This is a genomic window from Actinomycetospora atypica (assembly GCF_042653685.1).
GTDB classification, from domain to species: domain Bacteria; phylum Actinomycetota; class Actinomycetes; order Mycobacteriales; family Pseudonocardiaceae; genus Actinomycetospora; species Actinomycetospora atypica.
Window position 1 is genome coordinate 68,423 of the sequence record NZ_JBHSIV010000022.1, and the last position, 23,532, is coordinate 91,954.

Genomic DNA, 23,532 nt, shown 5'->3' on the forward strand with positions numbered 1-23,532 from the left:
ACGTTTCCGTAAGTGAAAGAGGATTGATGTCCACCCTCGAGATCCGCGACCTGCACGTCGAGGTCGAGACCGAGTCGGGCCCGAAGGAGATCCTGCGCGGCGTCGACCTGACGGTGAACTCGAACGAGACCCACGCGATCATGGGTCCGAACGGTTCCGGCAAGTCGACGCTCGCCTACTCCATCGCGGGCCACCCGAAGTACACCGTGACGCAGGGCGAGGTCCTGCTCGACGGCGAGAACGTGCTGGAGATGGCCGTCGACGAGCGCGCCCGCGCCGGCCTGTTCCTCGCGATGCAGTACCCCGTCGAGGTGCCCGGCGTCTCGATGTCGAACTTCCTGCGCAGCGCCGCGACCGCCACCCGGGGCGAGGCCCCGAAGGTCCGGCACTGGGTCAAGGAGGTCAAGACCGCCATGACCGACCTCGAGATCGACCCGGCGTTCGCCGAGCGCAGCGTCAACGAGGGCTTCTCCGGCGGTGAGAAGAAGCGCCACGAGGTGCTGCAGCTCTCGCTGCTCAAGCCGAAGTTCGCGGTGCTCGACGAGACCGACTCCGGCCTCGACGTCGACGCCCTGCGCGTCGTCTCGAAGGGCGTGAACGACTACAAGGCGCAGTCCGACGTCGGCGTCCTGCTCATCACGCACTACACCCGGATCCTGCGCTACATCGCGCCGGACAAGGTGCACGTGTTCGTCAACGGCCGGGTCGCCCAGTCGGGCGGGCCCGAGCTCGCCGACGAGCTCGAGGCGAACGGCTACGAGCGGTTCGTCGGGGCCTTCGGCGCCGACAAGGAGGAGCAGCCGGCATGACCGCACTCGCATCCGCTCCCACGACGGCGGGTGCGACCCTGGATGTCGCGAAGATCCGAGCGGACTTCCCCATCCTGAGCCGCACCGTCCGGGACGGGAAGCCGCTGATCTACCTCGACTCGGGCGCCACCAGCCAGCGCCCGCGTCAGGTGCTCGACGCCGAGCGGACGTTCCTCGAGACGTCCAACGCCGCGGTCCACCGCGGAGCCCACGCGCTCTCCGAGGAGGCGACCGACGCCTACGAGTCGGCGCGCTCCAAGGTCGCGGCGTTCATCGGCGCCGCCCCCGGCATCGAGACCTCCGAGATCGTGTTCACCAAGAACGCGACCGAGGCGCTGAACCTCGTCGCGTACGGGATGTCGAACGCGCTCACGAGCGACGACCCGGCGGCGCAGCGCTTCCGGGTGGGCCCCGGCGACGAGGTCGTCGTCACCGAGATGGAGCACCACGCGAACCTCGTGCCGTGGCAGGAGTTCTGCCGCCGCACCGGGGCCACGCTGCGGTGGTTCGCGGTGACCCGCGACGGCCGGCTCGACCTCGACTCGCCCGAGGCGCAGGACGTGATCAACGAGCGCACGAAGGTCGTCGCGTTCACCCACCAGTCCAACGTGCTGGGCACGGTGCCGCCAGTGGCGGAGCTCGTGGCGCGGGCGAGGGCGGTCGGCGCCTACACGGTGCTCGACGCCTGCCAGTCGGTCCCGCACACGCCGGTCGACATGCACGCCCTCGGCGTCGACTTCGCCGCGTTCTCCGGCCACAAGATGCTCGGCCCCTCGGGGATCGGCGTGCTCTACGGGCGGCGCGAGCTGCTCGAGGCGCTGCCGCCGTTCCTCACCGGCGGGTCGATGATCGAGCTGGTCCGCATGCAGGGCTCGACGTACGCGGCCCCGCCCGCGCGCTTCGAGGCCGGCGTGCCGATGACCTCGCAGGCCGTCGGGCTCGGCGCGGCCGTCGACTACCTGAACGACATCGGCATGGAGAACGTGCACGCGCACGAGAACCTCCTGACCGGGGCCGCGCTCGAGGGACTGCAGGCCATCGACGGCGTGACCGTCATGGGACCGCGGAACACCGAGTCCCGCGGGGGAGCGGTGTCCTTCGAGATCGAGGGCGTCCACCCCCACGACGCGTCGCAGGTGCTCGACGACTCCGGCATCGCGGTCCGCGTCGGCCACCACTGCGCGTGGCCGCTGCACCGCGCCTTCGGCGTGCAGAGCTCGATCCGCGCGAGTTTCCACGTCTACAACACGCTCGACGAGGTGCAGGCCCTGCTCGACGGCGTCCGCCGCGTGCAGGACTTTTTCGCCTCCGACGGCGTTGCCCTGTAGAGGAGGTCGACACCGTGAAGCTCGAGACGATGTACCAGGAGATCATCCTGGACCACTACCGCAAGCCGCACGGCCGCGGTCTGCGCGACCCGTTCGACGCCGAGGTCCACCACGTGAACCCGACGTGCGGCGACGAGGTCACCCTCCGGGTGCACCTCGAGGGCTCCGGGCCCGAGGCGAAGGTCCTGGACGTCTCCTACGACGCCCTCGGCTGCTCCATCAGCCAGGCCGCCACCTCGGTGCTCAACGACCTCGTGGTCGGCCACACCGTCGGCGAGTCGTTCGAGGTGATCGCGGCCTACCAGGAGATGGTGCAGGGCCGCGGCAAGGTGGAGCCCGACGAGGACGTGCTCGACGACGCCGTCGCGTTCGCCGGGGTCGCCTCGTACCCCGCGCGCGTGAAGTGCGCACTGCTGGGCTGGATGGCGTTCAAGGACGCGGTGGCCCAGGCTGACGCGAACGCTCCCGAGCTGGAGGGACAGGCATGACCGACACCGAGACGCCCGAGGGTGCCCTCGAGAGGGGCGCCGAGGGGATGCCCCAGGCGCCCGCGCCGAAGGCCGACACGCCCTCGATGGACGACCTCGAGGAGGCCATGCGCGACGTCGTCGACCCCGAACTGGGGATCAACGTCGTCGACCTGGGCCTGCTCTACGGCATCGACGTCCACCAGGACGAGACCGCCGGCACCGTCGCCACGCTCGACCTGACGCTGACGTCCGCGGCCTGCCCGCTGACCGACGTCATCGAGGACCAGTCCCGCGCCGCCCTGACCCAGGGTCCCGGCGGCGGCCTGGTCGACGACGTGCGGATCAACTGGGTGTGGATCCCGCCGTGGGGCCCCGACAAGATCACCGACGACGGCCGCGAGCAGCTGCGGGCGCTGGGCTTCACCGTGTAGGTGGGCTGCGCCCTCGTGAGCACTATTCCGTGTCCCGGCACGGAGTAGTGCTCACACGCGTGTCTGCACCTCGAGGGCCGGCCACAGGGTCGCGACGACGTCCTCGGCGAGCTGCTTGGGATCGTGCTCGTCGCGCAGCAGCGCCGCGTAGAAAGCGCCGAAGCAGAGGGTGGCGACCGTGTGCCGGTCGACGTCGGCGTGGATCGCGCCGCGCTCCTGCAGGGCGGCCAGGGTGTTCTCGACCAGGCGCACCCGGGGCTCGACCGCGTGGGCCTTGACGTGGGCGAGCAGCTCCGGCGTGCGGATGGTCTCGCCCATGAAGTTCCCCATGAGGACCATCGCGTCGGGGTTGTAGTAGCAGGGGTCGACCCGGCGGACGGCCTCGGTCAACGCGTCCCGCGGGGGCATCGTCTCCAGCGGCTCGGCCGGGTAGCTGTCCTGCTGGCGGCGGAAGCCCCAGTCGAGGGCGTCGATGGTGAGTTCGAGCTTGTTTGCCCACCGCCGGTAGATCGTGGGCCGGGACACCCCGGCGTCGGCGGCCACCTCGGCCAGCGACATCGCGGAGTACCCGTCGAGCACCAGGCGCCGGCGGGTGGCCTCGATGATCGACTCGTCGAGCGCGGGGTCCCGGGGGCGCCCGCCCCGCGAGCCGCCCGACGGGGCGTCCCCCTGGTCGTGGCCCGGGTCCTCGGTCATCCCGACATCATCCCCCAGCGCCGGCTGCCTACGTGTGCGCGAGTTGCGTTACAGGTCTTGCACGTAACCTAACGTCGCCCTATCGTCGTCTACATCCCACGGCACGACCTGCAGGAGGCAGCGATGGGCCACACGGCCGAGGACCTGATCGTGCGCAGCATCCCGTTCGTCACGGAGGTGAAGAACCGCACGGCCGGGACCGACCTCGAGACCTGGCTCAACGAGACCCACGGCCCGGGGACGCCGGTCTACGACGACCTCGCGGCGATGATCACCGAGGGCGTCCGGGAGGGCTGGGCGGCCACCGTCGAGGTCGACGGGCGGCACTACCGGCGCAGCCGCATCGCCGAGCCCCAGGAGCGCCTCGAGTGGTTCAGCATCACCGCGGTCTACATGGAGAGCCAGGAGGCCTTCCGCGGGCAGTACCACCAGCACCCCTACGGCGAGCTGAACCTCGTCGTCCCGCTCGACCCCGGAGCCGAGCTGCGCGGTCCCAACGGGTGGTGCCACGCCGGGTGGACCGCGCCCGCGCCGGCCAGCCACCACTACCCGGAGGCCCGGGGTGGCGCGCTGATCGCCCTGTTCTTCCTCCCGGCCGGGCGCATCTCCTACGACATCACCGCTCCCGACCAGGAGCCGGCGGTCGCCGCGTCGTGAGCACCGTCGCGCCGGACGTGGTCGGGTCCCTCTCGGTCGACGAGGCCGTCGCCACCCGGCGCAGCGTCCGGGCCTACCTGCCCCGACCCGTCCCGCCGCGGGACGTCGAGGAGATCCTCACCCTGGCGGCGCGCACCGCGAGCAACTCCAACACCCAGCCGTGGCACGTCCACGTCGTCACGGGCCGGACGAAGCGCGACCTCGCGGAGTCGCTGTGGGAGGCGCTCGAGAACGACGACCGGACAACTCCGGAGTACCGCTACCAGCCCGACCCCGACGACTGGAGCGAACCGTTGCTGTCCCGGCGTCGGCAGTTCGGCGACGAGCTCTACCGCTGCACCCTCGGCGTCGAGCACGACGACACCGAGGGACGGCTGGCCCACCACCGCCGGAACTACGAGTTCTTCGGCGCCCCGGTCGGGCTGATCCTCACCGTCGACCGGCAGTCCCTCGGCGGAGGCCTCATCGACGCAGGCGCCTTCCTGCAGGCCATCATCCTGCTGGCCCGGGCCCGGGGGCTCGACACCTGCCCCCAGGCCTCGTTCCTCGACTTCCACCCCGTCGTCCGGCGCCACCTGCGGATACCGGCGGAACAGATGCTCGTGTGCGGGGTGGCCCTGGGTTACGCCGACGACGGTCACTGCCTCGGCGGCCTCACGACCGAGCGCGAACCCGTCGGGAGCTACACGACGTTCCACGACTGACTTCGCGCTTCGCGCTCGTGCGTGCGTTTCCGTGCTGGGGGGCGGACACGCACGCACGGGGGCGTCAGCCCGACCGGCGCACCACGTGCGGCTTCAGGTGCCGGTAGCCGCGGACGTGCAGCGGCGGGACGGTGCGGACCTCGACGTTCAGGTCCGCGGCCCGGACCGCCTCGGTCATGCCGTCGTCGAGCAGGGTGGTGCCCGGGCGGGCGTGCGAGGTGAGCCGGCTCGCGATGTTCACGGTGGGGCCGTAGACGTCGCCGTAGCGGGGGAGGACCTCCCCGTGGGCGAGGCCGATGCGCAGGGACAGGCGCTCGGAGTCGTCGGGGACCTCGTCGTGCAGGGCGAACGCGATCTCCAGGGCCTGCGCCACGTCGGGGCAGACGAAGAGGACCTCGTCGCCGAGGGTCTTGACGATGCGCCCGCCGTGGCGGGCGACGACGTCGGTCGAGACGCCCTCGAAGCGCTCGAGCAGGGCGCGCAGCTCGTCGGGGTCGACCTGGCGGGACAGGGCGGTGAAGCCGACGACGTCGGCGAACCCCACGACGGTGGTCGTGGCCGACGGGTCCACATCGCCCTGCTCGCCCGCGAGGGAGGACAGCATCCGCCCGGAGGTGACGAGCAGGTGGCGGCGCCAGGTGTAGGCCTGCAGCTTCTCGATCAGCGGGACGAGGGTGCGGACCGAGTCGGTGACCGTCTCGGGGTCGTCGGCCGCGCCGCGCTCGGCGACGACACGGCGCAGGAGGTTGGCCTGCCACTCCGCGAGGCGCGCCATGCTCTGGCCGAGGGTGCGGGCGATCGCCAGCGCCTCGGCCTCGTCGAACGCGTCCTGGGCGAGGAGCTCGTCGACCAGGCCGAGGGCCTCGACGTCGGACTCGGAGAACGCCTCGACGTCGTCGGGGACCCGGGGGAAGCCCAGGGCGCTCCAGAGCCGGGCCGACTGCTCGAGGGACACGCCGGCGCGCTCGGCGACGTCCCCGCGGCGCAGCGTCCGCTCCCCGCCCAGCAGGAGCTCCTCGACCTCCTGCCGGGCCTCCGACCAGCGCCCCGACCCGTCGGGGGTCGGGCTCACGTGGTGTGGACGATGAGGACGTCCGTCGGCGCCTTGCGCGAGATGCCCTGCGGGACCGAGCCGAGCAGGCGACCCGAGAGGCTGTTGAGCCCGCGGTTGCCGATGACGAGCAGGTCGGCCTTGCGCTCGTTGACGATCTTCGTGACGACCTCGATGGGGTCGCCCTCCTGCGCCACGGTCTCGATCTCGCCCACGCCCTTGGCGGCCGCGCGCTCCTTCGCGTCGCGCAGGGCCTCCTCGGCGGGGGTGGAGCCGACGACGTGGTAGGCGGCGTCCTCGCCGAGCTGCTGCTCGGCCTGGCCGGTGTTCCGGGCCGGGTGGTACGCGCTGACGATCAGCAGCGCGGCGCCGGCGTCGGCGGCGACGACGGCGGCCCGGTCGACGGCCCGGTAGGAGGAGTCGGATCCGTCGGTGCCGACGGCGACGAGCTGGTAGGCGCCCATGGTTGGCTGCTCCGGTTTCTGGCGGTACACCCCGCCTGTCGGGGGAACGAGCAGGGGTCGCGGATGGTAACGCAATGCTCCGTTCGGTCGGCTTGTACCCCTGTTCAGCGGCCTTGATCGCGTCCGGCACCCAGAAGTGCTCCGGCCAACAGGTGGGCGCGCAGGCGCGGGGAGAGGTGCTCGAACACCGCGAGCATCGCGCCGAGCGACGCCTGGACGTCGTCGTGGGCGCCCAGGTAGGCCCGCTGGCGCTCCGGCGGGGAGGAGAAGAAGCGCTCGAAGAACTCCGGGACGTCGGCCGGCGGCATCCGCAGGAGCACGTCGAGGCCGCGGCGGCGCATCGCGTGGACCGCCCGCGCGCTCGGCCCGCGGACGACTCGATCAGCCGCGTCGACCATGGAATCATGGTCCGGTCGAGTGACGAGTTGATCGGCGAGTCGAGTGGCCGCGTACAAGGAGCGCGCCACGGAGTAACCGGTGGCCGGGTGGACGAAGCGGCCCGCGACCCCGAAGGGGACGACGCCCGCGGGGGAGCGGTGCGCCGGGGTGTCGACGGCGAAGCGCACGTACTCGACGCGTCCGGGGTCGTCGAGCGGGATGTCGGCCTCCGCGAGGCCGGCCGCCACCAGCCGGCGGCGGAGCCGGTCGGCGAGCTCGGGCAGCGGCAGCCCCGGCCGCCGCGCGAGCGAGGTCTCCTCGAGCAGGACGCGACCGCCGCCGAGCGGGATCGCGTAGAGGAACGTCGGCCAGCCCGGCATGCCGTGCAGCGGGCGCCAGTCCATGAACAGCAGCCGGCCGTCGGTGACGGTCGCGGCCACGTCGGCCGGCACGACGACGCCCACGGCCGTCTGCTCGGCGGACCGGGGCGCGCGGCGTCCCGTCGGGATCGAGAGCACCCGGGCCGCGCCGGAGGCGTCGACCACCAGACCGGCCCGCAGCTCGCGGCCGTCGTCGAGGACGACCCCGGGACCCTCGTCGGGAACGCCCCGGACCTTGCCCCGCACCACGCGCACCCGGTCGTCGCGCAGCGCGTCCTGCAGCGCGGGGGTGTCGAGGACGGCGTACTCGCCGTCGAGCACACGGGCGGTGCGGGCCACGGCCCAGCCGACGTCGGACGCGGCGACGACCGCCCGCGGCAGCGCGTCCGGCCCCGCGAGCGGCAGGTCGGCGCACCAGGTGCCGTAGGTGTTCGTCCAGACCCGGTCGGGGCGGGGCTCGACGAGCGTCACCGCCATCCCGCGCCGGGCGCAGGCCCGGGCCAGCGCCCACCCGGCGGGACCACCGCCCGCGACGACGAGGTCGGCGCCGGGCGCGGCCGTCAGCGGTCCCCGATCTCCCGTTCCCATGCGGCGAGTCTTTCGCGGTCGGCCTTGGCCCGCGCGTTCCAGTCCCGCATCGCCTGGGGGTAGCCGGTCACCTGCACGTCGAAGACCGGCACCTTGCAGCGGCGTGCCAGCCGCTCGGCGTTGCGGGGCGTGCCGACGCGCCGCCGCGTCCACTCGCCGTCGGCGGCCACGGCGACGACCGTGGTGTCGGTCGCCGTGGTCTCCGGCTCGACGTAGAACTCCACGCCGGTGCGTGACCGGGCGAACATCCGCAGGTGCTCGAGGTCGGCGGGGCCGCCCTCGCGGTCGAGGACCTGGCGGCGCCCGTCGCCCCCGACACCGGACGCACCCCCGCCGCGGCGGAACCAGCTGAACAGGCCCATGGCCCCAGTATCCCCGGCCCGGCGTGAAGGACGGGTGTCCGCCGTGTCCGTGCACACGGTCGGCGGCCCACCGGCCTCACCTACACTGGAGGTCTCGCCGCCCGGTGCCCGCCGTCCTGCGCACCGCTGCCCCGACCCGGGATGAGGCCCTGAAGTGATCACCGCGTCCGATCTCGAGCTGCGCGCCGGCTCCCGCGTCCTGCTGTCGGGGGTCACCCTCCGCGTGCAGCCGGGGGACCGCATCGGGCTGGTGGGCCGCAACGGGGCCGGGAAGACCACCTCGCTGCGCGCGATCGCGGGGGAGTCCGAGCCCTACGGCGGCACCATCCGCTCCACCGGGCCCATCGGCTACCTGCCGCAGGACCCGCGCGAGGGCGACCTGTCGGTGCTCGCGCGCGACCGGGTGCTCTCCGCCCGCGGTCTCGACCAGATCCTGCGCGACATGGAGAAGGCCCAGACCGCCATGGCCGAGCTCGCCGACGACCGGGAGCGCGACAAGGCGATCGCCCGCTTCGGCCGGCTCGAGGAGCGGTTCGCCGACCTCGGGGGCTACGCCGCGGAGAGCGAGGCCGGGCGCATCTGCTCGAACCTCGGCCTGGCCGACCGCGTGCTCACCCAGCCGCTCGAGACGCTCTCCGGCGGCCAGCGCCGCCGGGTGGAGCTCGCCCGCATCCTGTTCGCCGCCTCCGGCGAGGGCGGGAACTCGGGCACCACGCTCCTGCTCGACGAGCCCACCAACCACCTCGACGCCGACTCGATCACCTGGCTGCGCTCGTTCCTGCGCGGCCACGAGGGCGGGGTCGTGGTCATCAGCCACGACACCGACCTGCTCGCCGACGTCGTCAACAAGGTGTGGTTCCTCGACGCGATGCGCGGCGAGCTCGACATCTACAACATGAACTGGAAGAACTACCTGCAGGCCCGGGCCGACGACGAGGCCCGCCGCCGCCGGGAGCGCGCCAACGCCGAGAAGAAGGCGTCGGCCCTGCAGACCCAGGCCGCGAAGATGGGTGCGAAGGCGACGAAGGCGGTCGCCGCGAAGCAGATGCAGCGCCGGGCGACCGCGCTGCTCGAGGGCCTCGACGAGCAGCGGGTGTCCGACCGGGTGGCCGCGATCCGGTTCCCCACCCCGCAGCCCTGCGGGCGCACGCCCCTGACCGCCTCCGGCCTCTCGAAGAGCTACGGCTCGCTCGAGGTGTTCACCGGGGTCGACCTCGCGGTCGACCGCGGGTCCCGGGTGGTCATCCTGGGGCTCAACGGCGCCGGCAAGACGACCCTGCTGCGGATCATGGCCGGGGTGGAGAACCCCGACACCGGCGGGGTCACCCCCGGCCACGGCCTGCGCCGGGGCTACTTCGCGCAGGAGCACGACACCCTCGACATGGGCCGCACGGTCTGGCAGAACGCCCGCTCGGCAGCGCCCGACACCCCGGAGCAGCAACTGCGCACCCTGCTGGGCGCGTTCCAGTTCACCGGCGAGCAGCTCGAGCAGCCCGCGGGGACGCTCTCGGGCGGCGAGCGGACGCGGCTGGCGCTCGCCGGGCTGGTGTCGAGCGCGGCGAACGTCCTCCTGCTCGACGAGCCGACGAACAACCTCGACCCGGCCTCGCGGGAGAAGGTGCTCGACGCGCTGCGCCACTACGAGGGCGCGGTCGTGCTCGTGACGCACGACCCGGGCGCGGTCGAGGCCCTCGAGCCCGAGCGCGTCATCCTGCTGCCCGACGGCACCGAGGACCACTTCTCGGCCGACCACCTGGAGCTCGTCGAACTCGCGTGATCGGGGGGCAGGCGGCGTAGGGCCTTCGTGAGCTGGGACGACACGACGCTGGGCCGCACGGACGATCTCGCGCCGATCGGCGCAACCGCTCACCGATCATGTGAAGTGTGCCGTGGCGCACACCGCCTCCGGCGATCATCATGGGTCGACCGGGCACCGTCCGGGAGAGGGGTGGATGAACCATGGCCGATCTGAAGAAGGGCGCCCGCATCACGGGCGACCAGCGCGACAAGCTCGCGACGGACCTCAAGAAGAAGTACGAGAAGGGTGCCAGCATCCGGTCGCTGGCGGAGTCGACGGGACGCTCCTACGGCTTCGTGCACCGGGTGCTCTCCGAGTCGGGGGTCACCCTCCGCGGGCGCGGTGGCGCCACGCGCACCAAGAAGACCGCCTGACGGACGCCCGCGGCGCCCGGGCGACACGTCGGGGTCCGGCGAGCCTCGTCTCGTGGGGTCGGGCGTGCCGCTCGCGCGTCGTGGACGCGCGCCCGCCGCACGGATGACGCCGAGGGCGAACACCGTGCGTGGCCGCCCACCTCGGCGGATACTCGGAGATCGGACCGGCGGACCACCACCCGCCGTGGCCGTTCGAGTCGTCCGCTTGACCTCAAGCATTGTCGAGGTCGCACGCTCGGGGCCAGGACCGAGCGAGTAGGGGTGAACGGCGTGGAGAACGCCTGGATGCTGATGATGTCGATGTCGCAGAGCGACAAGCTCCCGAGATCGGTGCCGAAGGGGACGCTGCCACGCATCTGGCGCTTCGCCTCGCGCCACCACCGGATGCTCTACGGCTTCCTCGCGCTGACCACCGTGTCGGCGGTGATCGCGGTCGGCGTGCCGGTGCTCGCCGGCCGGGTGGTCGACGCGATCGTCAACCGCACCGGGCTCTCCACCGTCGTCTGGATCGCGGTGGGCATCGCCGGCCTCGCGGTGGCCGACGCGCTGCTCGGGCTGGCCGAGCGCTGGATGAGCTCGCGCATCGGCGAGGGCCTGATCTACGACCTGCGCCGGGCGGTGTTCGGCCACGTCCAGTCGATGCCGGTCGCGTTCTTCACCCGCACCCGCACCGGCTCGCTGGTCAGCCGCCTGAACAACGACGTCATCGGCGCGCAGCGGGCCTTCACCTCCACGCTGTCCGGGCTGGTCACCAACGTCATCCAGCTGGTGCTCACGGTGGCCGTGATGGTCACGCTCGCCTGGCAGATCACCTTCCTCGCGCTGATCCTGCTGCCGATCTTCATCCTGCCCGCGCGGCGGATGGGCCGGACCATCGCGAGCCTGCAGCGCGAGTCGTCGAACCTCAACGCGGCCATGACCGGCCAGATGACCGAGCGGTTCTCCGCCGGCGGCGCGACGCTGGTGAAGCTGTTCGGCCGCCCGCGGGTCGAGGCGGCCGAGTTCGGCGAGCGCGCCGACCGGGTGCGCGACATCGGGGTCCGCACCGCGATGGCCAACCGCGTGTTCATGACGAGCCTGACGCTGGTCAGCGCGCTGGCGCAGGCCATGGTCTACGGCGTCGGCGGCTGGCTCGCCTTCACCGGCCGGCTCGAGGCCGGCACCGTCGTCAGCCTCGCCCTGCTGCTGACCCGGCTCTACGGGCCGCTCACCCAGCTCGCCAACGCCCGGGTCGACGTGATGAGCGCCCTCGTGAGCTTCGAGCGGGTCTTCGAGGTGCTCGACCTGCGCCCGACGATCGTCGAGCGGCCCGACCCCACCCCGCTGCCCTCGACCGCGGTGGGCGTGCGGCTGCGCGACGTGCACTTCACCTACCCGAACGCCGAGGACGTCAGCCTCGCGAGCCTCGAGGAGGTCGCGACCCTCGACCACACGGTGAACCAGGAGGTCCTCCACGGGGTCGACCTGGAGGTGGCGCCGGGGCAGATGCTCGCGCTCGTCGGGCCGTCGGGCGCGGGGAAGTCGACGATCGCCTCGCTGGTGCCGCGGCTCTACGACGTCGACTCCGGGGCGGTCGAGCTCGGGGGGCCGGGCGCCTGGACCGACATCCGCGACCTCACCTTCGACGACCTGCGCGACGCCGTGGGGGTGGTGACCCAGGACGGCCACCTCTTCCACGACACCGTCGCGGGCAACCTGCGCTACGCCCGCCCGGAGGCCACCGACGCCGACCTCGTGACGGCCCTGCAGCGCGCCCGGCTCGGCCCGCTGCTCGCGCAGCTGCCCGAGGGGCTCGAGACGGTGATCGGGGAGCGCGGGTACCGCCTCTCGGGCGGGGAGCGGCAGCGCCTCACGATCGCGCGGCTGCTGCTGGCCGCACCCCGGGTGGTCATCCTCGACGAGGCCACCGCGCACCTCGACTCCGAGTCGGAGGTCGCGGTGCAGGAGGCGCTGGCCGAGGCCCTCGTCGGGCGCACCGCGATCGTCATCGCCCACCGGCTCTCGACGATCCGCAGCGCCGACACCATCGCGGTGGTCGAGGACGGCCGGGTCGTCGAGCAGGGGCCGCACCAGCTCCTGCTCGCGCGGGGCGGGCGCTACGCCGACCTCCACCACACCCAGTTCGCGCCGGCGGCCTGATCACGCTCGGTCACGTTGTCGGAGGTACGTGATACGCCGAACAGCATGACCGAGAACCTCTGCCAGGGGCCCCACGCGCGTGTAGCGTCGATCGCCGTGCCTCCCGTGACCCACGGGGCGCACGGGGTGCGGTGGTCGTCGGACACGGCCGGCTCGTGCGCCGTCGACACTGCGAACACTGCTGACACCGAGAGTGGGGTGGAGATGGCAGCTCCGGCGATCGACCTCGACCCGGCGGCCCCGGTCCCCGACCGGGAGGCCGCCACGGCGTACGTCGCGTCCGTCTGCTTCAAGCACGGGCCGCCGAGACTGGTGGGCGCCGAGCTCGAGTGGCTGGTCCGCTCGGCCTACCGTCCCGACGAACGCCTCGACCCCGCGGTCCTGTTGCGGGTCCTCGGGCCGCACGCCCCCGGCACGCTGCGCACCTCGGTGTCCACCGTGACCGGCGCCCCGCCCGCCCCGCTCACCCCCTCCGCTCCGGACCCGCTCCCCGCCGGGAGCACGGTGACCGTCGAGCCCGGGGGGCAGGTCGAGATCGCCACGCCCCCGCTGACCAGCACCTCCGCGCTGGTCGACGCCGTGCGCACCGACACCGCCGCGATCCGCGCCCGCCTCGCGACCGAGGGCCTCGTCCTCGTCGGCCGCGCCGCCGACCCGCTGCGTCCGCCCCGCCGCATCCTGCGCGTGCCGCGCTACGCGGCGATGGAGGCGGCGTTCGACCGCGTCGGCCCGCACGGCCGCACCATGATGTGCTCCACCTCGGCCGTCCAGGTCAGCCTCGACGCCGGCGACGGAGCCGACGTGGCGCAGCGCTGGCGCGCCCTGCACGAGATGGGCCCCACCCTCGTCGCGACGTTCGCCAACTCCCCGGCCGTGCACGGGCGGCGCACCGGCTGGAAGTCCTCGCGGATGGCGAGCTGGCTCGCGCTCGACCCGGCCCGCACCCGCCCGCCGCAGGTCCTGAGCGACGACCCGGGGGTGGAGTGGGCCGAGCGGGCGCTCGCCACGCCGCTGCTGTGCGTGCGCCGCCACGGCCACTGGAACGCCCCGCCCGCGGTCACCTTCGGTGACTGGCTCGACGGGCGCGGCGGGCTCGAGGCGCCCCCGACGTGGGACGACCTCGCCTACCACCTGACCACGCTGTTCCCGCCCGTCCGGCCCCAGGGGCACGTCGAGGTCCGCTACATCGACCAGCAGGCGGGCGACGAGTGGGCCGTGCCGATCGCCGTGGTCACCGCCCTGCTCTCCGACCCCGCCACCCTCGACCGGGCCCGCGAGGCCGTCGCCCCCGCCACCGACCGGTGGGCCGCGGCTGCCCGGCACGGCCTGGCCGACGGCGTGCTGGCCCGCGCCGCCGGACGCCTGGTCGAGCTGGCCCACCAGCGGCTGCTGACCACCGACCCCCACCTCGCCGGCCTCGTCGGCGACGTCGCCGAGCGCCGCGTGCTCCGCGGCCTGTGCCCGGCCGACGTCTCGGTCGGCGAACCCGGGGAGAACGAGCTCGGGCCCGCCGCCGAGAGCCCCTACCCCGACCTGACCGTCGACCCGTTCGCCACCGGAGGCGATCCCGCGTGACCCGCTACCCCGACGAGCTCCGCACCCGCCTGGCCGACGAGCTGGCCGCCGCGCGGCGCCGCACCCAGGTCCTCGCCGACGCCGTCGACGACGCCGAGCTCACCCGCCAGCACTCGCCGCTGATGTCGCCCCTGCACTGGGACGTCGCGCACATCGCCAACATGGAGGACCTCTGGCTCGTCCGCCGGGCGAGCCCCGGCGACGAGCCGGCCCCCGGCGTGCGCGAGGACATCGACCACCTCTACGACGCCTTCATCAACCCGCGGGCCGACCGGCCCGCGCTGCCGCTGCTCGACCCGGCGGAGGCGAGGGCGTACCAGGCGACCGTGCGCGAGCGCTCGCTGGAGATCCTCGACGCGGCCGGCGCCGACGGGCGGCCGCTGCTCGAGGAGGGCTTCGTCTACGGGATGATCGCCCAGCACGAGCAGCAGCACGTCGAGACCATGCTGGCCACCCACCAGCTGCGGACCGGGCCGCGCGTGCTGCACGCCGACCCGCCGCCCGCCTCCGGGCTCGCGGCCGAGCTCGTCGGGACCGAGGTGTTCCACCCCGGCGGCCGGTTCACGATGGGGGTCGACGCGGTCGGCCCGGACGTGTTCGCGCTGGACAACGAGCGGCCCGCGCACGAGGTCGACGTGGCCCCCTTCCACCTCGACGCCGTCCCCACCACCAACGGCGAGTACGCCCGGTTCATCGACGACGGCGGCTACACGCGGCGCGAGCTGTGGTCCGACGCCGGCTGGGAGCACGTCACCGCCGAGGGCTGGACCGCGCCGATGACGTGGGAGCTCGTCGACGGCGCCTGGCACCGGACGAGCTTCGGGGAGCGCGAGCCGATCGCCGCGGTCGCCGACCAGCCGGTCCTGCACGTGTGCTTCCACGAGGCCGCCGCCTACGCCCGGTGGGCCGGGAAGCGGCTGCCCACCGAGGTCGAGTGGGAGTACGCCGCGCGGGTCGACCCGGAGAGCGGGCGCACGCGCCGCTTCCCGTGGGGCGACGAGGAGCCGACCGCCGAGCTCGCCAACCTCGACCAGCGCCACCTGCAGCCGGCGCCCGTGGGCGCCTACCCGAAGGGCGCGTCGCCGCTCGGGGTCCACCAGCTGATCGGCGACGTCTGGGAGTGGTGCGACTCCGGCTTCGAGGGCTACCCGGGGTTCGCCCCGTTCCCGTACAAGGAGTACTCCGAGGTGTTCTTCGGCGGCGACTTCCGCATGCTGCGCGGCTCGTCGTTCGGGGTGGGGACCGTCGCCGCCCGCACCACCTTCCGGAACTGGGACCTGCCGATCCGCCGGCAGATCTTCTCCGGCTTCCGCTGCGCGCGGTCGGCCGGGGACGCCTGAGCCCATGTGCCGACATCTGGGCCACGTGGGCCCGCGGCCGGTCACCCTCGCCTCGCGGGTGACCGAGCCGGAGCACTCGCTGCTCGTGCAGTCCTACGCCCCGGCCGACATGCGCGGCGGCGGGACGGTGAACGCCGACGGGTTCGGGGTCGGCTGGTACTCCGGCAGCGGAGACGCCGGGGCGCTCACGGCCCACTCCTACCGGCAGCCGGTGCCGATGTGGACCGACGGCTCGTTCCTCGACCTCGCCACGGCCGTCACGGCGACGGCCTTCGTCGCCGCCGTGCGGTCGGCCACCGTCGGCATGCCGGTCTCCACCGGCGCCTGCGCCCCCTTCCGCGACGGCACCCGGATCTTCAGCCACAACGGCGTCGTCCGGGGATGGCCCGACAGCCTCGCCGACCTCGCCGCCGACCTGCCGACCGAGACGCTGATGACCCTCGAGGCCCCCACCGACTCCGCGGTGCTCTGGGCCCTGGTGCGCCGGCACCTCGACGCGGGCAAGGACCCGGCCGACGCCGTCGCCGACGTCGCCTCCCGGGTCCTCGCCGCCGCCCCCGGCTCGCGGCTCAACCTGCTGCTCCTCACTCGCGACCCGGCCACCGGGCACCCGACTCTGGCGGCCACCGCCGTCGACCACGCCCTGTCCTACCGCTGCGGCGACGACGGCGTGACCGTCGCCTCCGAGCCCCTCGACCCCGACCCGGCCTGGACCGCGGTCGACGACCTCCGCCTCGTCGTCGTGCGCGACGGCACGGTCGAGGTCGAGCCGTTGTAGATCCGTCCCACCCTCGTTCCCACTGACGTGAACCAGGTGCGTCCCCGTCCGGGGTGTGCCGCGACCGATCGGACGTGACCTTCCCGATGGCCCCCCGCTCCACCCTGCCGACGATCGACGTGCACCTCTCGGAGGCGGACGCCGACGCCGCGCTCCGCGAGGACGCCCGCAGCGGCCTGACCGCGACCCCGAAGGTGCTGCGCCCGCAGTGGCTCTACGACGCCCGCGGCTCGGAGCTGTTCGAGCAGATCACGGCGCAGCCCGAGTACTACCCCTTCACCGCCGAGCGGGAGGCCCTGGTGGCGGGGGCCGACGACGTCGCCCGGCTCTCCGGCGCCGACACCTTCGTCGAGCTCGGCTCGGGCTCCTCGACCAAGTCGACCCTGCTGCTCGACGCGCTCTCGCGCACCGGCCGGCTGCGCCACTACGTCCCGGTCGACGTCTCCGCCGCCGCCCTCGAGGACGCGGTGCCCGGGCTGGTCGAGGGCTACCCCGACCTCGATGTCCACGGCGTCGTCGGCGACTTCACCGCCGACCTGCGCAGCATTCCGAAGGTCGGCAAGCGCCTCGTCGTGCTGCTCGGCGGCACCATCGGCAACTTCGAGCCCGAGCAGCGCCGAGACTTCCTCGCCGCCCTGGCCGACACCCTCGACCCGGGGGAGCACTTCCTGGTGGGGACCGATCTGATCAAGGACGAGGCCACCCTCGTCGCGGCCTACGACGACGCCGCCGGGGTCACCGCCGCCTTCGAGCTCAACGCCCTGACCGTCCTCAACCGCGGGCTCGGCGCCGACTTCGACGTCGACGGCTTCGAGTACCTCGCGGTCTGGGTGCCGCAGTCGAGCCGCATCGAGATGCGGGTGCGGGCCCGGCGGGCGATGACGGTGCACGTCCCGGCGCTCGACCTCGTCGTCGAGTTCGCCGAGGGCGAGGAGATGCGCACCGAGATCTCCACCAAGTTCACGCGCGAGACGATCGCCGCCGAGCTCGACGCGGCGCAGTTCGACGCCGTGCACTGGGTGACCGACCCGGCGGGGCGGTTCGGAATCACCCTGGCCCGCCGCCGCTGACCGGGGTGGACTGGGACGAGCGCTACGCGCGGTCGGGGATCGGGCGGCCCGGCCCGCCCTCGGTCCTCGTCGGGCGCGAGGACCTCGTCCCGACGACCGGCCGTGCCCTCGACGTGGCCTGCGGGCGCGGGACCGTCGCGGTGTGGCTCGCGCGGCGCGGGCTCGCCGTCGACGCGGTGGACGCCGCCCCCGCCGGGCTCGCGCTCGGCCGGGAGCTCGCCGCGGAGGAGGGGGTCGAGGTCGCGTGGCACGAGGCCGACCTCGACTCCGGGTTGCCGTTCACCGCACTGCACCACCCCCCGTCGCTCCACGCGCCCCGCTACGACGTGGTCGTCTGCCAGCGGTTCCGCGACCCGCTGCTCTACCCGACGCTCGCGGGAGTACTGGCACCCGGCGGGCTGTTGGTGATCACGGTGCTCTCGTCGGTCGGCGACACGGGTGGGCGGTTCCGGGCCGGACCGGGGGAGCTGGCGGGGGCCTTCGGGCACCTCGACGTGATCGTCGACGAGGAGGGTGGCGGTGAGGCTCATCTCGTCGCGCGCCGGGGCTGACGGGACCTGGCTGGTCGCGCTCGGCGCGGCACTGTGGGGGACCGACGCGCTCCTGCGCGCCCCGCTCGCGGGCGCCCTCCCGGCGGCGAGCATCGTGTTCTGGGAGCACCTGGTCATCGTCGTGGTGCTCGTCCCGTGGCTGCCGCGGGCGTGGCGGGCCCTGACCGCGATGCCGGTCCGCTCGCGCGTCGCCATGACGGTGATCGGCGCCGGGTCGTCGGCGCTCGCGACCGTCCTGTTCACCGAGGCCCTCACCCTCGGCGACCCGGTCACCCCGCTGGTGCTGCAGAAGATCCAGCCGCTGGTGGCGGCGGTCGGGGCCGCGTGGCTGCTGGGGGAGCAGCTGCGGCGCGGCTACTGGGCCTACGCCGTGCCCGCACTCGTCGGGGCGTGGCTGCTCGCCTTCGCCGACCCCCTCGACGTGCGCGTGCAGGCGGTCGTCGCGGCCCTGCTCGCCGCCGGGGCCGCGGTGCTCTGGGCGGCCGGCACCGTCCTCGGCCGCTACGTGGGCTCCCGCTCGGGGGCGACACCGTGGGAGATCACGGTCCTGCGGTTCGCGATCGGGCTGCCCGCCGCGCTCGTCGTGCTGCTCGCGACCGGCGGCCCGGTCGCGGTGACGGTCGGGCAGCTGCCGCCCCTGGTCGCGCTGGCCCTGGTGCCGGGTCTGCTCGGGCTCACCCTGTACTACCCGGGCCTGCGGAGCACCCCGGCGGCGCGGGCGACCCTCGCCGAGCTCGCCTTCCCCGTGACGGCGACGGTGCTCGGGGTGACCCTGCTCGGCGGGTCGCTGACGCCCACACAGGTGGTGGGCCTGGTCGTCGTGGCCCTGTCGGTGACGCTGCTCGGGGTGCGCGAGCGCTCGCGGCGCCCCGTGGTCCGCGCGGACCCGGCGCCCGCGCCCTAGCTCGTGCTCGGCGGCGCGATGCAGGCGGCGTTCGGGCCGGGCACGGTGACCGTCTGCGCCGCCACCGTCCGCCCGTCGACCACCACGCGGCACGACAGCCGCGACCCCGGCCGGACCCCGACCACCGACACGTCGATCTTCGGCGAGGGGTCGAAGGGCACGGTGAACGTCGTGCTGAAGGGGACCTGCTGGATCGTCCGGGAGCCGGGCTGCCCGAGCTCGCCGATGAGGGTGTACTGCCCGAACACCGCGCCGGGGGTCCCGGAGACCGAGAGCTCCACGGTCCGCTGCCGGGCCGGCGGGGCCTGCGGCTCCTGTGAGCACGCCACTCCCGCGAGCAGCACCGCCGCCAGGGCGCCCCCCGCCCGGACCCATCTGCTACGCCCTGCGGCCCACGTCACGCGGGCACTGTAGGGCCGGGCTGATCGGGGCGGTCCGCCGGGTCACACCGGCGGGGGACGCCAGCCGAGGACGCCGTCGAGGCCGCGCAGGGTCACCGCGGTCGGGAGCAGACGGCCCAGGCCGTCGCGGGCCGTCGTCGGGAACCGGCCGGAGAGCCCGGCGACGAGGCCGGCGAGCCGCGAGCGCCGGGTGAGGCGGGCCGCCCGCGGGCGGCGGAGGGCGTCGTAGCGGGGGAGGTCGGTCGAGCACCGGCCGAGCACGACGGCGTCCTCGAGGGCGAGGCAGCCGCCCTGCCCGAGGTTCGGGGTCATGGCGTGGGCGGCGTCGCCGACCAGCACGACCCGGCCGGCCACCAGCGAGCGCAGCGGCGGGAGCCAGGACAGGTCGGTGACGTACGCCGAGTCCGGGTCGGCGACCCCGAGCAGCTCGGGGATCGGGGCGTGGAAGCCCGCGAACCGCCGGCGCAGGGCGTCGAGGTCGTGCGCGGCCGGCTCGTCGTCCCGCACCACCGCCCAGAGGTTCACCCGGCCGTCCGCGAGCGGGGCGACCCCCGCGTAGCAGCCGTCGCCCCAGGTCTCGCCGCCCTCGGTCGGCGGGTCGGCGACGGTGGCGGCGAGCCGCCAGGCCACCGTGCCCGTCGACCGCGGGCGCGCCCCCGGGGCGACGAGCCGACGCACGGCCGATCCGATGCCGTCGGCGCCGACGACGAGGTCGGCGTCGAGGGCGCCCGGGTCGTCGACGGGGGAGCCGTAGCGCACGGTGCCCGGCGGCAGACCGCTGCCCAGGGCGTCGAGCAGCCGGGCGCGGGGCAGCACGGTCACGCCGTCGCCGTGCCGGGAGATCATCCGGTCCTGGTCGGTGCGGACGATCCAGCGGCCCCGCCGGTCGCGGATCCCGCCCGCGGCCTGCACGAGCCCGACCTCACGGACGGCGTCGCCCACCCCGAGGGCGTCGAGGGCCCGCAGCGCGTTCGGCCAGATCGAGATGCCCCCGCGCTCCTCGCGGCCCGGGGCGCGTTCGTGCACCTCGACGTCCCAGCCGGCCGCGACGAGACCGCACGCCGCGGCGAGCCCGCCGATGCCCCCGCCGACCACCACCGCAGTACCCACGTCCGACGCATCCCCCGGCCGGAGCCCCGCCGAACCCGGGAAGGCCTTCCCATGTCGCCCGGAGGTGACATCATCGTGAGCTGTCGGCGCCCGGACTGCAGCATCCGGGTGAGCACTTCGGAAGGGACGAACCGCGTGGGGCAGCTCTACATCGACGGAGCGTGGACGGACGCCGCGGAGGGTGGCACCCGGGAGATCCGGAGCCCCGCGGACGGGCAGCTGGTCGCGGAGGTCAGCGAGGCCACGGCGGTCGACGCCGAGCGCGCGATCGCCGCGGCCCGAGCGGCGTTCGACGACGGACGGTGGTCGACCGTCCCCGCGCCGGAACGCGGCGCCCTGCTGCTGCGCGTGGCGGACCTGCTGCAGCGCGACCGGAGCCGGCTCGCCCTCGCCGAGACGCGCGACACCGGCAAGCGGGTCGCCGAGTCCGAGATCGACATGGACGACATCACGAACTGCTTCCGGTGGTTCGGGCACCTCGCCGCCACCGACGACGGCCGGCTGGTCGAGACCGGGATCGCGAACGCCCGCAGCAAGGTGGTGCACGACCCGGTCGGCGTCTGCGCCCTGATCACGCCGTGGAACTACCCGCTCCTGCAGACGGCCTGGAAGGTCGCGCCGGCGATCGGGGCGGGCTGCACCTTCGTCCTCAAGCCCAGCGAGCTGACCCCGCACACCGCGATCATCCTCATGGAGCTGCTCGCCGAGGCCGGGCTGCCCGCCGGGGTGGCCAACCTCGTCCTCGGGGCGGGCGCCACGGCCGGCGGACCGCTGTCGACCGACCCGCGCGTCGACATGGTCAGCTTCACCGGCGGCCTCGCCACCGGGAGGATCCTCATGGCCAACGCGGCCGCGACGGTGAAGAAGGTCGCCCTCGAGCTCGGCGGCAAGAACCCGTTCGTGCTCTTCGCCGACGCCGACCACGAGACCGCGGTCGACAACGTCCTCACCGGGATCTTCCTGCACTCGGGGCAGGTGTGCTCCGCCGGCGCGCGGCTCGTGGTCGAGGAGTCGGCGCACGACCGGATCGTCGACGAACTCGTCGAGCGGGCCCAGCGCATCGTCATGGGCGGGCCCGACGACCCCGGCACCGAGACCGGCCCGCTGATCTCCGCGGCGCACCGGGAGAAGGTCGAGGCCTACGTGGCCAAGGGGATCGCCGAGGGCGCCGTCCTGCGCTGCGGCGGCTACCGGCCGACCGAGGGCGCGCTCGCGGACGGCTACTTCTACCCCCCGACGATCCTCGACGGCTGCACCCAGGACATGGACGTGGTGCACGAGGAGTCGTTCGGCCCCGTGCTGACGGTCGAGACGTTCACCGACCTCGACGACGCCGTCCGGATCGCCAACGACACCGAGTACGGCCTGGCCGGGGCGGTGTTCTCCGCCGACCAGGGGACGTGCGAGGAGGTCGCCGCCCGGCTGCGCCACGGCACCATCTGGATCAACGACTTCGGCCCGTACGTGCCGGCGGCGGAGTGGGGCGGTTTCGGCCACTCCGGCGTCGGCCGCGAGCTCGGGCGCGCGGGCTTCGCCGAGTACCAGGAACCGAAGCACATCTGGACCAACACCCGGCCAGGGCCGACCGGGTGGTTCCCCTCTTCCACGCAAGGGAGTGGTTCGTGAGCACGACAGACCGGACGACCAGCGACAGCTCGGACATCGACGAGTTCGGCTACAAGCCGAGCCTCGTCCGTTCGCTCGGCAGCTTCCACACGTTCGCCGCGGGCATCAGCTACATCTCGATCCTCACCGGCACGTTCCAGCTCTTCTACTTCGGGCTCGGGTCGGGCGGCCCGGCGTACTGGTGGTCCTGGCCGCTGGTCTTCGTCGGGCAGCTCATGGTCGCCCTGTGCTTCTGCGAGCTCGCGGCGCGGTTCCCGGTCGCGGGGTCGATCTACAACTGGACCAAGCGCCTGACCAGCCCGCACACCGCGTGGCTCGCCGGCTGGACGATGCTCACCGCGTCGATCGTCTCGATCGCGGCCGTCGCGCTCGCGCTGCAGGCGACGCTGCCCGAGCTGTGGTCGGGCTTCCAGTTCATCCCGATGGAGAACGCCGACGACACCGGCGCCCAGGCGCTCAACGGCGTCATCCTCGCGGCGCTGCTGATCGTGTTCACCACCGCGATCAATGCGTTCGGCACGAAGCTGATGGCGCAGATCAACGCGGCGGGCGTGTTCATCGAGCTGGTCGCGGCCGTCCTGCTGATCGTCCTGCTCGCCGTGAACATCGTGCGCGGACCGCAGATCGTGCTCGACACCGGCAGCATCGACGCCTCCGGGCGGCCCTTCGGCTACGCCGGGGCCTTCCTCGTCGCGATGTTCGCCTCGCTCTACGTCATGTACGGCTTCGACACCGCGTCCTCGCTGGCCGAGGAGTCGCACGACCCCCGGAAGAACGCCCCGAAGGCGATCCTGCGGGCGCTGTTCTTCTCGTTCCTGCTCGGCGGGCTGATCCTGCTGTTCGCGATCATGTCGGCGCCGGACCTCTCCGACCCGGCGCTCTCGTCGCTCGGCGGGCTGCAGACGCTGATCCTGCAGGTGCTCGGCCCGATCGGCGGGTCGATCATCCTCGTCGCCGTCGTCATCGCCGTCGTGGTGTGCGCGCTCGCGGTGCACGCCGCGGCGATCCGCCTGGCCTTCGCGATGAGCCGGGACAACAACCTCCCCGCGGGCTCCACCCTGTGCACCATCAACCCGCGGTTCGGGACCCCGGTCGTCGCGTCGGTGGCCATCGGCGTCGTCGCGATCGTCCTGCTCTTCGTCACCTTCAGCCCGCAGATCTACACCGTGGTCACCTCGATCGCGATCATCATGATCTACACGGCGTACCTGCTGGTGACCGTCCCGCTGCTGCTCAAGCGCCTGAAGGGGCAGTGGCAGCCGCGCGAGGGCTCCTTCTCCCTCGGCCGCTGGGGGCTCCCGGTCAACATCCTCGCGGTGCTCTGGGGCGGGTTCATGACCGTGAACCTCGCCTGGCCCCGCAACGAGGTCTACAACGCCACCGAGCCCTTCCACTGGTACCTGCAGTGGGGCGGGGTCCTGCTGCCCGGGGTGATCCTGGGCGTCGGGTTCGCCTACTACTGGCTCGTCCAGCGTCACAAGACCGGGGTCGTCGCCGCCCACGCGCGCGAGACCACCGACACCACCGCGCCCGTCGGGGAGGCCTGAG

Annotated in this window: 24 protein-coding genes; 17 read left to right on the top strand and 7 right to left on the bottom strand. The window is 73.6% G+C overall.

The window, feature by feature from the left end:
• The first annotated feature begins 26 nt into the window (after positions 1-26).
• The 4 genes from sufC to ACFPBZ_RS19225 are packed head-to-tail and all read left to right on the top strand — an operon-like array spanning position 27 to position 3,038.
• Positions 27-809: a Fe-S cluster assembly ATPase SufC gene (gene sufC / locus ACFPBZ_RS19210; RefSeq protein ID WP_378037700.1), complete on the top strand. Its 783-nt coding sequence runs from the start codon at positions 27-29 to the stop codon at positions 807-809.
• Positions 806-2,137 (top strand): cysteine desulfurase, encoded by a 1,332-nt coding sequence (locus ACFPBZ_RS19215; protein WP_378037701.1) that lies wholly within the window; start codon positions 806-808, stop codon positions 2,135-2,137. Before sufC ends, ACFPBZ_RS19215 begins: the two co-directional genes overlap by 4 nt.
• Before the next feature lie 14 nt (positions 2,138-2,151).
• Positions 2,152-2,625: a Fe-S cluster assembly sulfur transfer protein SufU gene (sufU, locus tag ACFPBZ_RS19220; protein ID WP_378037702.1), complete on the top strand. Its 474-nt coding sequence runs from the start codon at positions 2,152-2,154 to the stop codon at positions 2,623-2,625.
• Positions 2,622-3,038, top strand: coding sequence for a metal-sulfur cluster assembly factor (locus ACFPBZ_RS19225; protein WP_378037703.1), 417 nt, complete (start codon positions 2,622-2,624; stop codon positions 3,036-3,038). Before sufU ends, ACFPBZ_RS19225 begins: the two co-directional genes overlap by 4 nt.
• Positions 3,039-3,089: 51 nt before the next feature.
• Here the strand turns inward: ACFPBZ_RS19225 and ACFPBZ_RS19230 are convergent, their stop codons facing one another.
• Positions 3,090-3,734 (bottom strand): TetR/AcrR family transcriptional regulator, encoded by a 645-nt coding sequence (locus tag ACFPBZ_RS19230; protein ID WP_378037704.1) that lies wholly within the window; start codon positions 3,732-3,734, stop codon positions 3,090-3,092.
• A gap of 123 nt (positions 3,735-3,857) precedes the next feature.
• On the opposite strand from ACFPBZ_RS19230, the gene ACFPBZ_RS19235 reads away from it, so the two are divergent.
• Both ACFPBZ_RS19235 and ACFPBZ_RS19240 read left to right on the top strand, forming a co-directional pair.
• Positions 3,858-4,391, top strand: coding sequence for a DUF4863 family protein (locus ACFPBZ_RS19235; protein WP_378037705.1), 534 nt, complete (start codon positions 3,858-3,860; stop codon positions 4,389-4,391).
• Entirely contained in the window at positions 4,388-5,095 is a 708-nt protein-coding gene (locus ACFPBZ_RS19240; RefSeq protein WP_378037706.1) for a nitroreductase, read from the top strand. The genes ACFPBZ_RS19235 and ACFPBZ_RS19240 overlap by 4 nt, the downstream gene beginning before the upstream one ends.
• A 64-nt stretch (positions 5,096-5,159) precedes the next feature.
• Here the strand turns inward: ACFPBZ_RS19240 and ACFPBZ_RS19245 are convergent, their stop codons facing one another.
• The 4 genes from ACFPBZ_RS19245 to ACFPBZ_RS19260 form a co-directional block, all read right to left on the bottom strand.
• Positions 5,160-6,167: an adenylate/guanylate cyclase domain-containing protein gene (locus tag ACFPBZ_RS19245; RefSeq protein ID WP_378037707.1), complete on the bottom strand. Its 1,008-nt coding sequence runs from the start codon at positions 6,165-6,167 to the stop codon at positions 5,160-5,162.
• Positions 6,164-6,610, bottom strand: a complete 447-nt coding sequence (locus ACFPBZ_RS19250; protein ID WP_378037708.1) for a universal stress protein — start codon at positions 6,608-6,610, stop codon at positions 6,164-6,166. The genes ACFPBZ_RS19245 and ACFPBZ_RS19250 overlap by 4 nt, the downstream gene beginning before the upstream one ends.
• Before the next feature lie 104 nt (positions 6,611-6,714).
• Positions 6,715-7,956, bottom strand: a complete 1,242-nt coding sequence (locus ACFPBZ_RS19255; RefSeq protein WP_378037709.1) for a lycopene cyclase family protein — start codon at positions 7,954-7,956, stop codon at positions 6,715-6,717.
• Positions 7,929-8,318: a hypothetical protein gene (locus ACFPBZ_RS19260; protein ID WP_378037710.1), complete on the bottom strand. Its 390-nt coding sequence runs from the start codon at positions 8,316-8,318 to the stop codon at positions 7,929-7,931. The genes ACFPBZ_RS19255 and ACFPBZ_RS19260 overlap by 28 nt, the downstream gene beginning before the upstream one ends.
• Before the next feature lie 154 nt (positions 8,319-8,472).
• Here ACFPBZ_RS19260 and ACFPBZ_RS19265 point away from each other — a divergent pair, with 154 nt between their 5' ends.
• The 9 genes from ACFPBZ_RS19265 to ACFPBZ_RS19305 all read left to right on the top strand — a co-directional run bounded on the left by ACFPBZ_RS19265 (position 8,473) and on the right by ACFPBZ_RS19305 (position 18,847).
• On the top strand, positions 8,473-10,095 hold the full coding sequence (locus ACFPBZ_RS19265; RefSeq protein WP_378037711.1) for an ABC-F family ATP-binding cassette domain-containing protein: 1,623 nt from the start codon (positions 8,473-8,475) through the stop codon (positions 10,093-10,095).
• A 182-nt stretch (positions 10,096-10,277) separates the two neighbouring features.
• Positions 10,278-10,490: a helix-turn-helix domain-containing protein gene (locus tag ACFPBZ_RS19270; RefSeq protein ID WP_378037712.1), complete on the top strand. Its 213-nt coding sequence runs from the start codon at positions 10,278-10,280 to the stop codon at positions 10,488-10,490.
• A 285-nt stretch (positions 10,491-10,775) separates the two neighbouring features.
• Positions 10,776-12,629 carry an ABC transporter ATP-binding protein gene (locus ACFPBZ_RS19275; RefSeq protein ID WP_378037736.1) on the top strand — a complete coding sequence of 618 codons (1,854 nt, stop codon included), beginning with the start codon at positions 10,776-10,778 and terminating at the stop codon, positions 12,627-12,629.
• A gap of 204 nt (positions 12,630-12,833) precedes the next feature.
• Positions 12,834-14,204, top strand: a complete 1,371-nt coding sequence (gene egtA / locus ACFPBZ_RS19280; RefSeq protein ID WP_378037713.1) for an ergothioneine biosynthesis glutamate--cysteine ligase EgtA — start codon at positions 12,834-12,836, stop codon at positions 14,202-14,204.
• Positions 14,201-15,544 carry an ergothioneine biosynthesis protein EgtB gene (gene egtB, locus ACFPBZ_RS19285; RefSeq protein ID WP_378037714.1) on the top strand — a complete coding sequence of 448 codons (1,344 nt, stop codon included), beginning with the start codon at positions 14,201-14,203 and terminating at the stop codon, positions 15,542-15,544. The genes egtA and egtB overlap by 4 nt, the downstream gene beginning before the upstream one ends.
• Positions 15,545-15,548: 4 nt before the next feature.
• A complete protein-coding gene (gene egtC, locus ACFPBZ_RS19290; protein WP_378037715.1) occupies positions 15,549-16,322 on the top strand; it encodes an ergothioneine biosynthesis protein EgtC in 774 nt (257 codons plus the stop codon).
• Positions 16,323-16,408: 86 nt separating this feature from the next.
• The gene (gene egtD, locus ACFPBZ_RS19295) at positions 16,409-17,392 is read left to right on the top strand and encodes an L-histidine N(alpha)-methyltransferase (protein ID WP_378037737.1); all 984 of its coding nucleotides are present in this window, start codon (positions 16,409-16,411) and stop codon (positions 17,390-17,392) included.
• 5 nt (positions 17,393-17,397) lie between these two features.
• Complete coding sequence (locus tag ACFPBZ_RS19300) at positions 17,398-17,943, top strand: class I SAM-dependent methyltransferase (RefSeq protein ID WP_378037716.1); 546 nt, start codon at positions 17,398-17,400, stop codon at positions 17,941-17,943.
• Positions 17,912-18,847 carry a DMT family transporter gene (locus ACFPBZ_RS19305; protein ID WP_378037717.1) on the top strand — a complete coding sequence of 312 codons (936 nt, stop codon included), beginning with the start codon at positions 17,912-17,914 and terminating at the stop codon, positions 18,845-18,847. The genes ACFPBZ_RS19300 and ACFPBZ_RS19305 overlap by 32 nt, the downstream gene beginning before the upstream one ends.
• On the opposite strand, the gene ACFPBZ_RS19310 is transcribed toward ACFPBZ_RS19305, so the two are convergent.
• Both ACFPBZ_RS19310 and ACFPBZ_RS19315 read right to left on the bottom strand, forming a co-directional pair.
• Positions 18,844-19,248, bottom strand: coding sequence for a hypothetical protein (locus ACFPBZ_RS19310; protein ID WP_378037718.1), 405 nt, complete (start codon positions 19,246-19,248; stop codon positions 18,844-18,846). The two genes, ACFPBZ_RS19305 and ACFPBZ_RS19310, sit on opposite strands and share 4 nt — an antisense overlap.
• 42 nt (positions 19,249-19,290) lie before the next feature.
• Entirely contained in the window at positions 19,291-20,358 is a 1,068-nt protein-coding gene (locus tag ACFPBZ_RS19315; RefSeq protein ID WP_378037719.1) for an FAD-dependent monooxygenase, read from the bottom strand.
• Between the two features lie 135 nt (positions 20,359-20,493).
• Between ACFPBZ_RS19315 and ACFPBZ_RS19320 the strand changes: the two genes are divergently transcribed.
• Both ACFPBZ_RS19320 and ACFPBZ_RS19325 read left to right on the top strand, forming a co-directional pair.
• Complete coding sequence (locus ACFPBZ_RS19320) at positions 20,494-21,984, top strand: aldehyde dehydrogenase family protein (protein WP_378037738.1); 1,491 nt, start codon at positions 20,494-20,496, stop codon at positions 21,982-21,984.
• Complete coding sequence (locus ACFPBZ_RS19325; RefSeq protein WP_378037720.1) at positions 21,981-23,531, top strand: APC family permease; 1,551 nt, start codon at positions 21,981-21,983, stop codon at positions 23,529-23,531. The genes ACFPBZ_RS19320 and ACFPBZ_RS19325 overlap by 4 nt, the downstream gene beginning before the upstream one ends.
• Position 23,532 lies beyond the last annotated feature (1 nt).

Coding starts and splice junctions, on each gene's coding strand:
- egtD (WP_378037737.1), top strand. CDS start 16,409: ATGGCCCCCCGCTCCACCCTGCCGACGATCGACGTGCACCTCTCGGAG.
- ACFPBZ_RS19255 (WP_378037709.1), bottom strand. CDS start 7,956: ATGGGAACGGGAGATCGGGGACCGCTGACGGCCGCGCCCGGCGCCGAC.
- egtA (WP_378037713.1), top strand. CDS start 12,834: ATGGCAGCTCCGGCGATCGACCTCGACCCGGCGGCCCCGGTCCCCGAC.
- ACFPBZ_RS19260 (WP_378037710.1), bottom strand. CDS start 8,318: ATGGGCCTGTTCAGCTGGTTCCGCCGCGGCGGGGGTGCGTCCGGTGTC.
- ACFPBZ_RS19275 (WP_378037736.1), top strand. CDS start 10,776: ATGCTGATGATGTCGATGTCGCAGAGCGACAAGCTCCCGAGATCGGTG.
- ACFPBZ_RS19250 (WP_378037708.1), bottom strand. CDS start 6,610: ATGGGCGCCTACCAGCTCGTCGCCGTCGGCACCGACGGATCCGACTCC.
- egtC (WP_378037715.1), top strand. CDS start 15,549: ATGTGCCGACATCTGGGCCACGTGGGCCCGCGGCCGGTCACCCTCGCC.
- ACFPBZ_RS19225 (WP_378037703.1), top strand. CDS start 2,622: ATGACCGACACCGAGACGCCCGAGGGTGCCCTCGAGAGGGGCGCCGAG.
- ACFPBZ_RS19230 (WP_378037704.1), bottom strand. CDS start 3,734: ATGACCGAGGACCCGGGCCACGACCAGGGGGACGCCCCGTCGGGCGGC.
- ACFPBZ_RS19235 (WP_378037705.1), top strand. CDS start 3,858: ATGGGCCACACGGCCGAGGACCTGATCGTGCGCAGCATCCCGTTCGTC.
- ACFPBZ_RS19215 (WP_378037701.1), top strand. CDS start 806: ATGACCGCACTCGCATCCGCTCCCACGACGGCGGGTGCGACCCTGGAT.
- sufC (WP_378037700.1), top strand. CDS start 27: ATGTCCACCCTCGAGATCCGCGACCTGCACGTCGAGGTCGAGACCGAG.
- ACFPBZ_RS19270 (WP_378037712.1), top strand. CDS start 10,278: ATGGCCGATCTGAAGAAGGGCGCCCGCATCACGGGCGACCAGCGCGAC.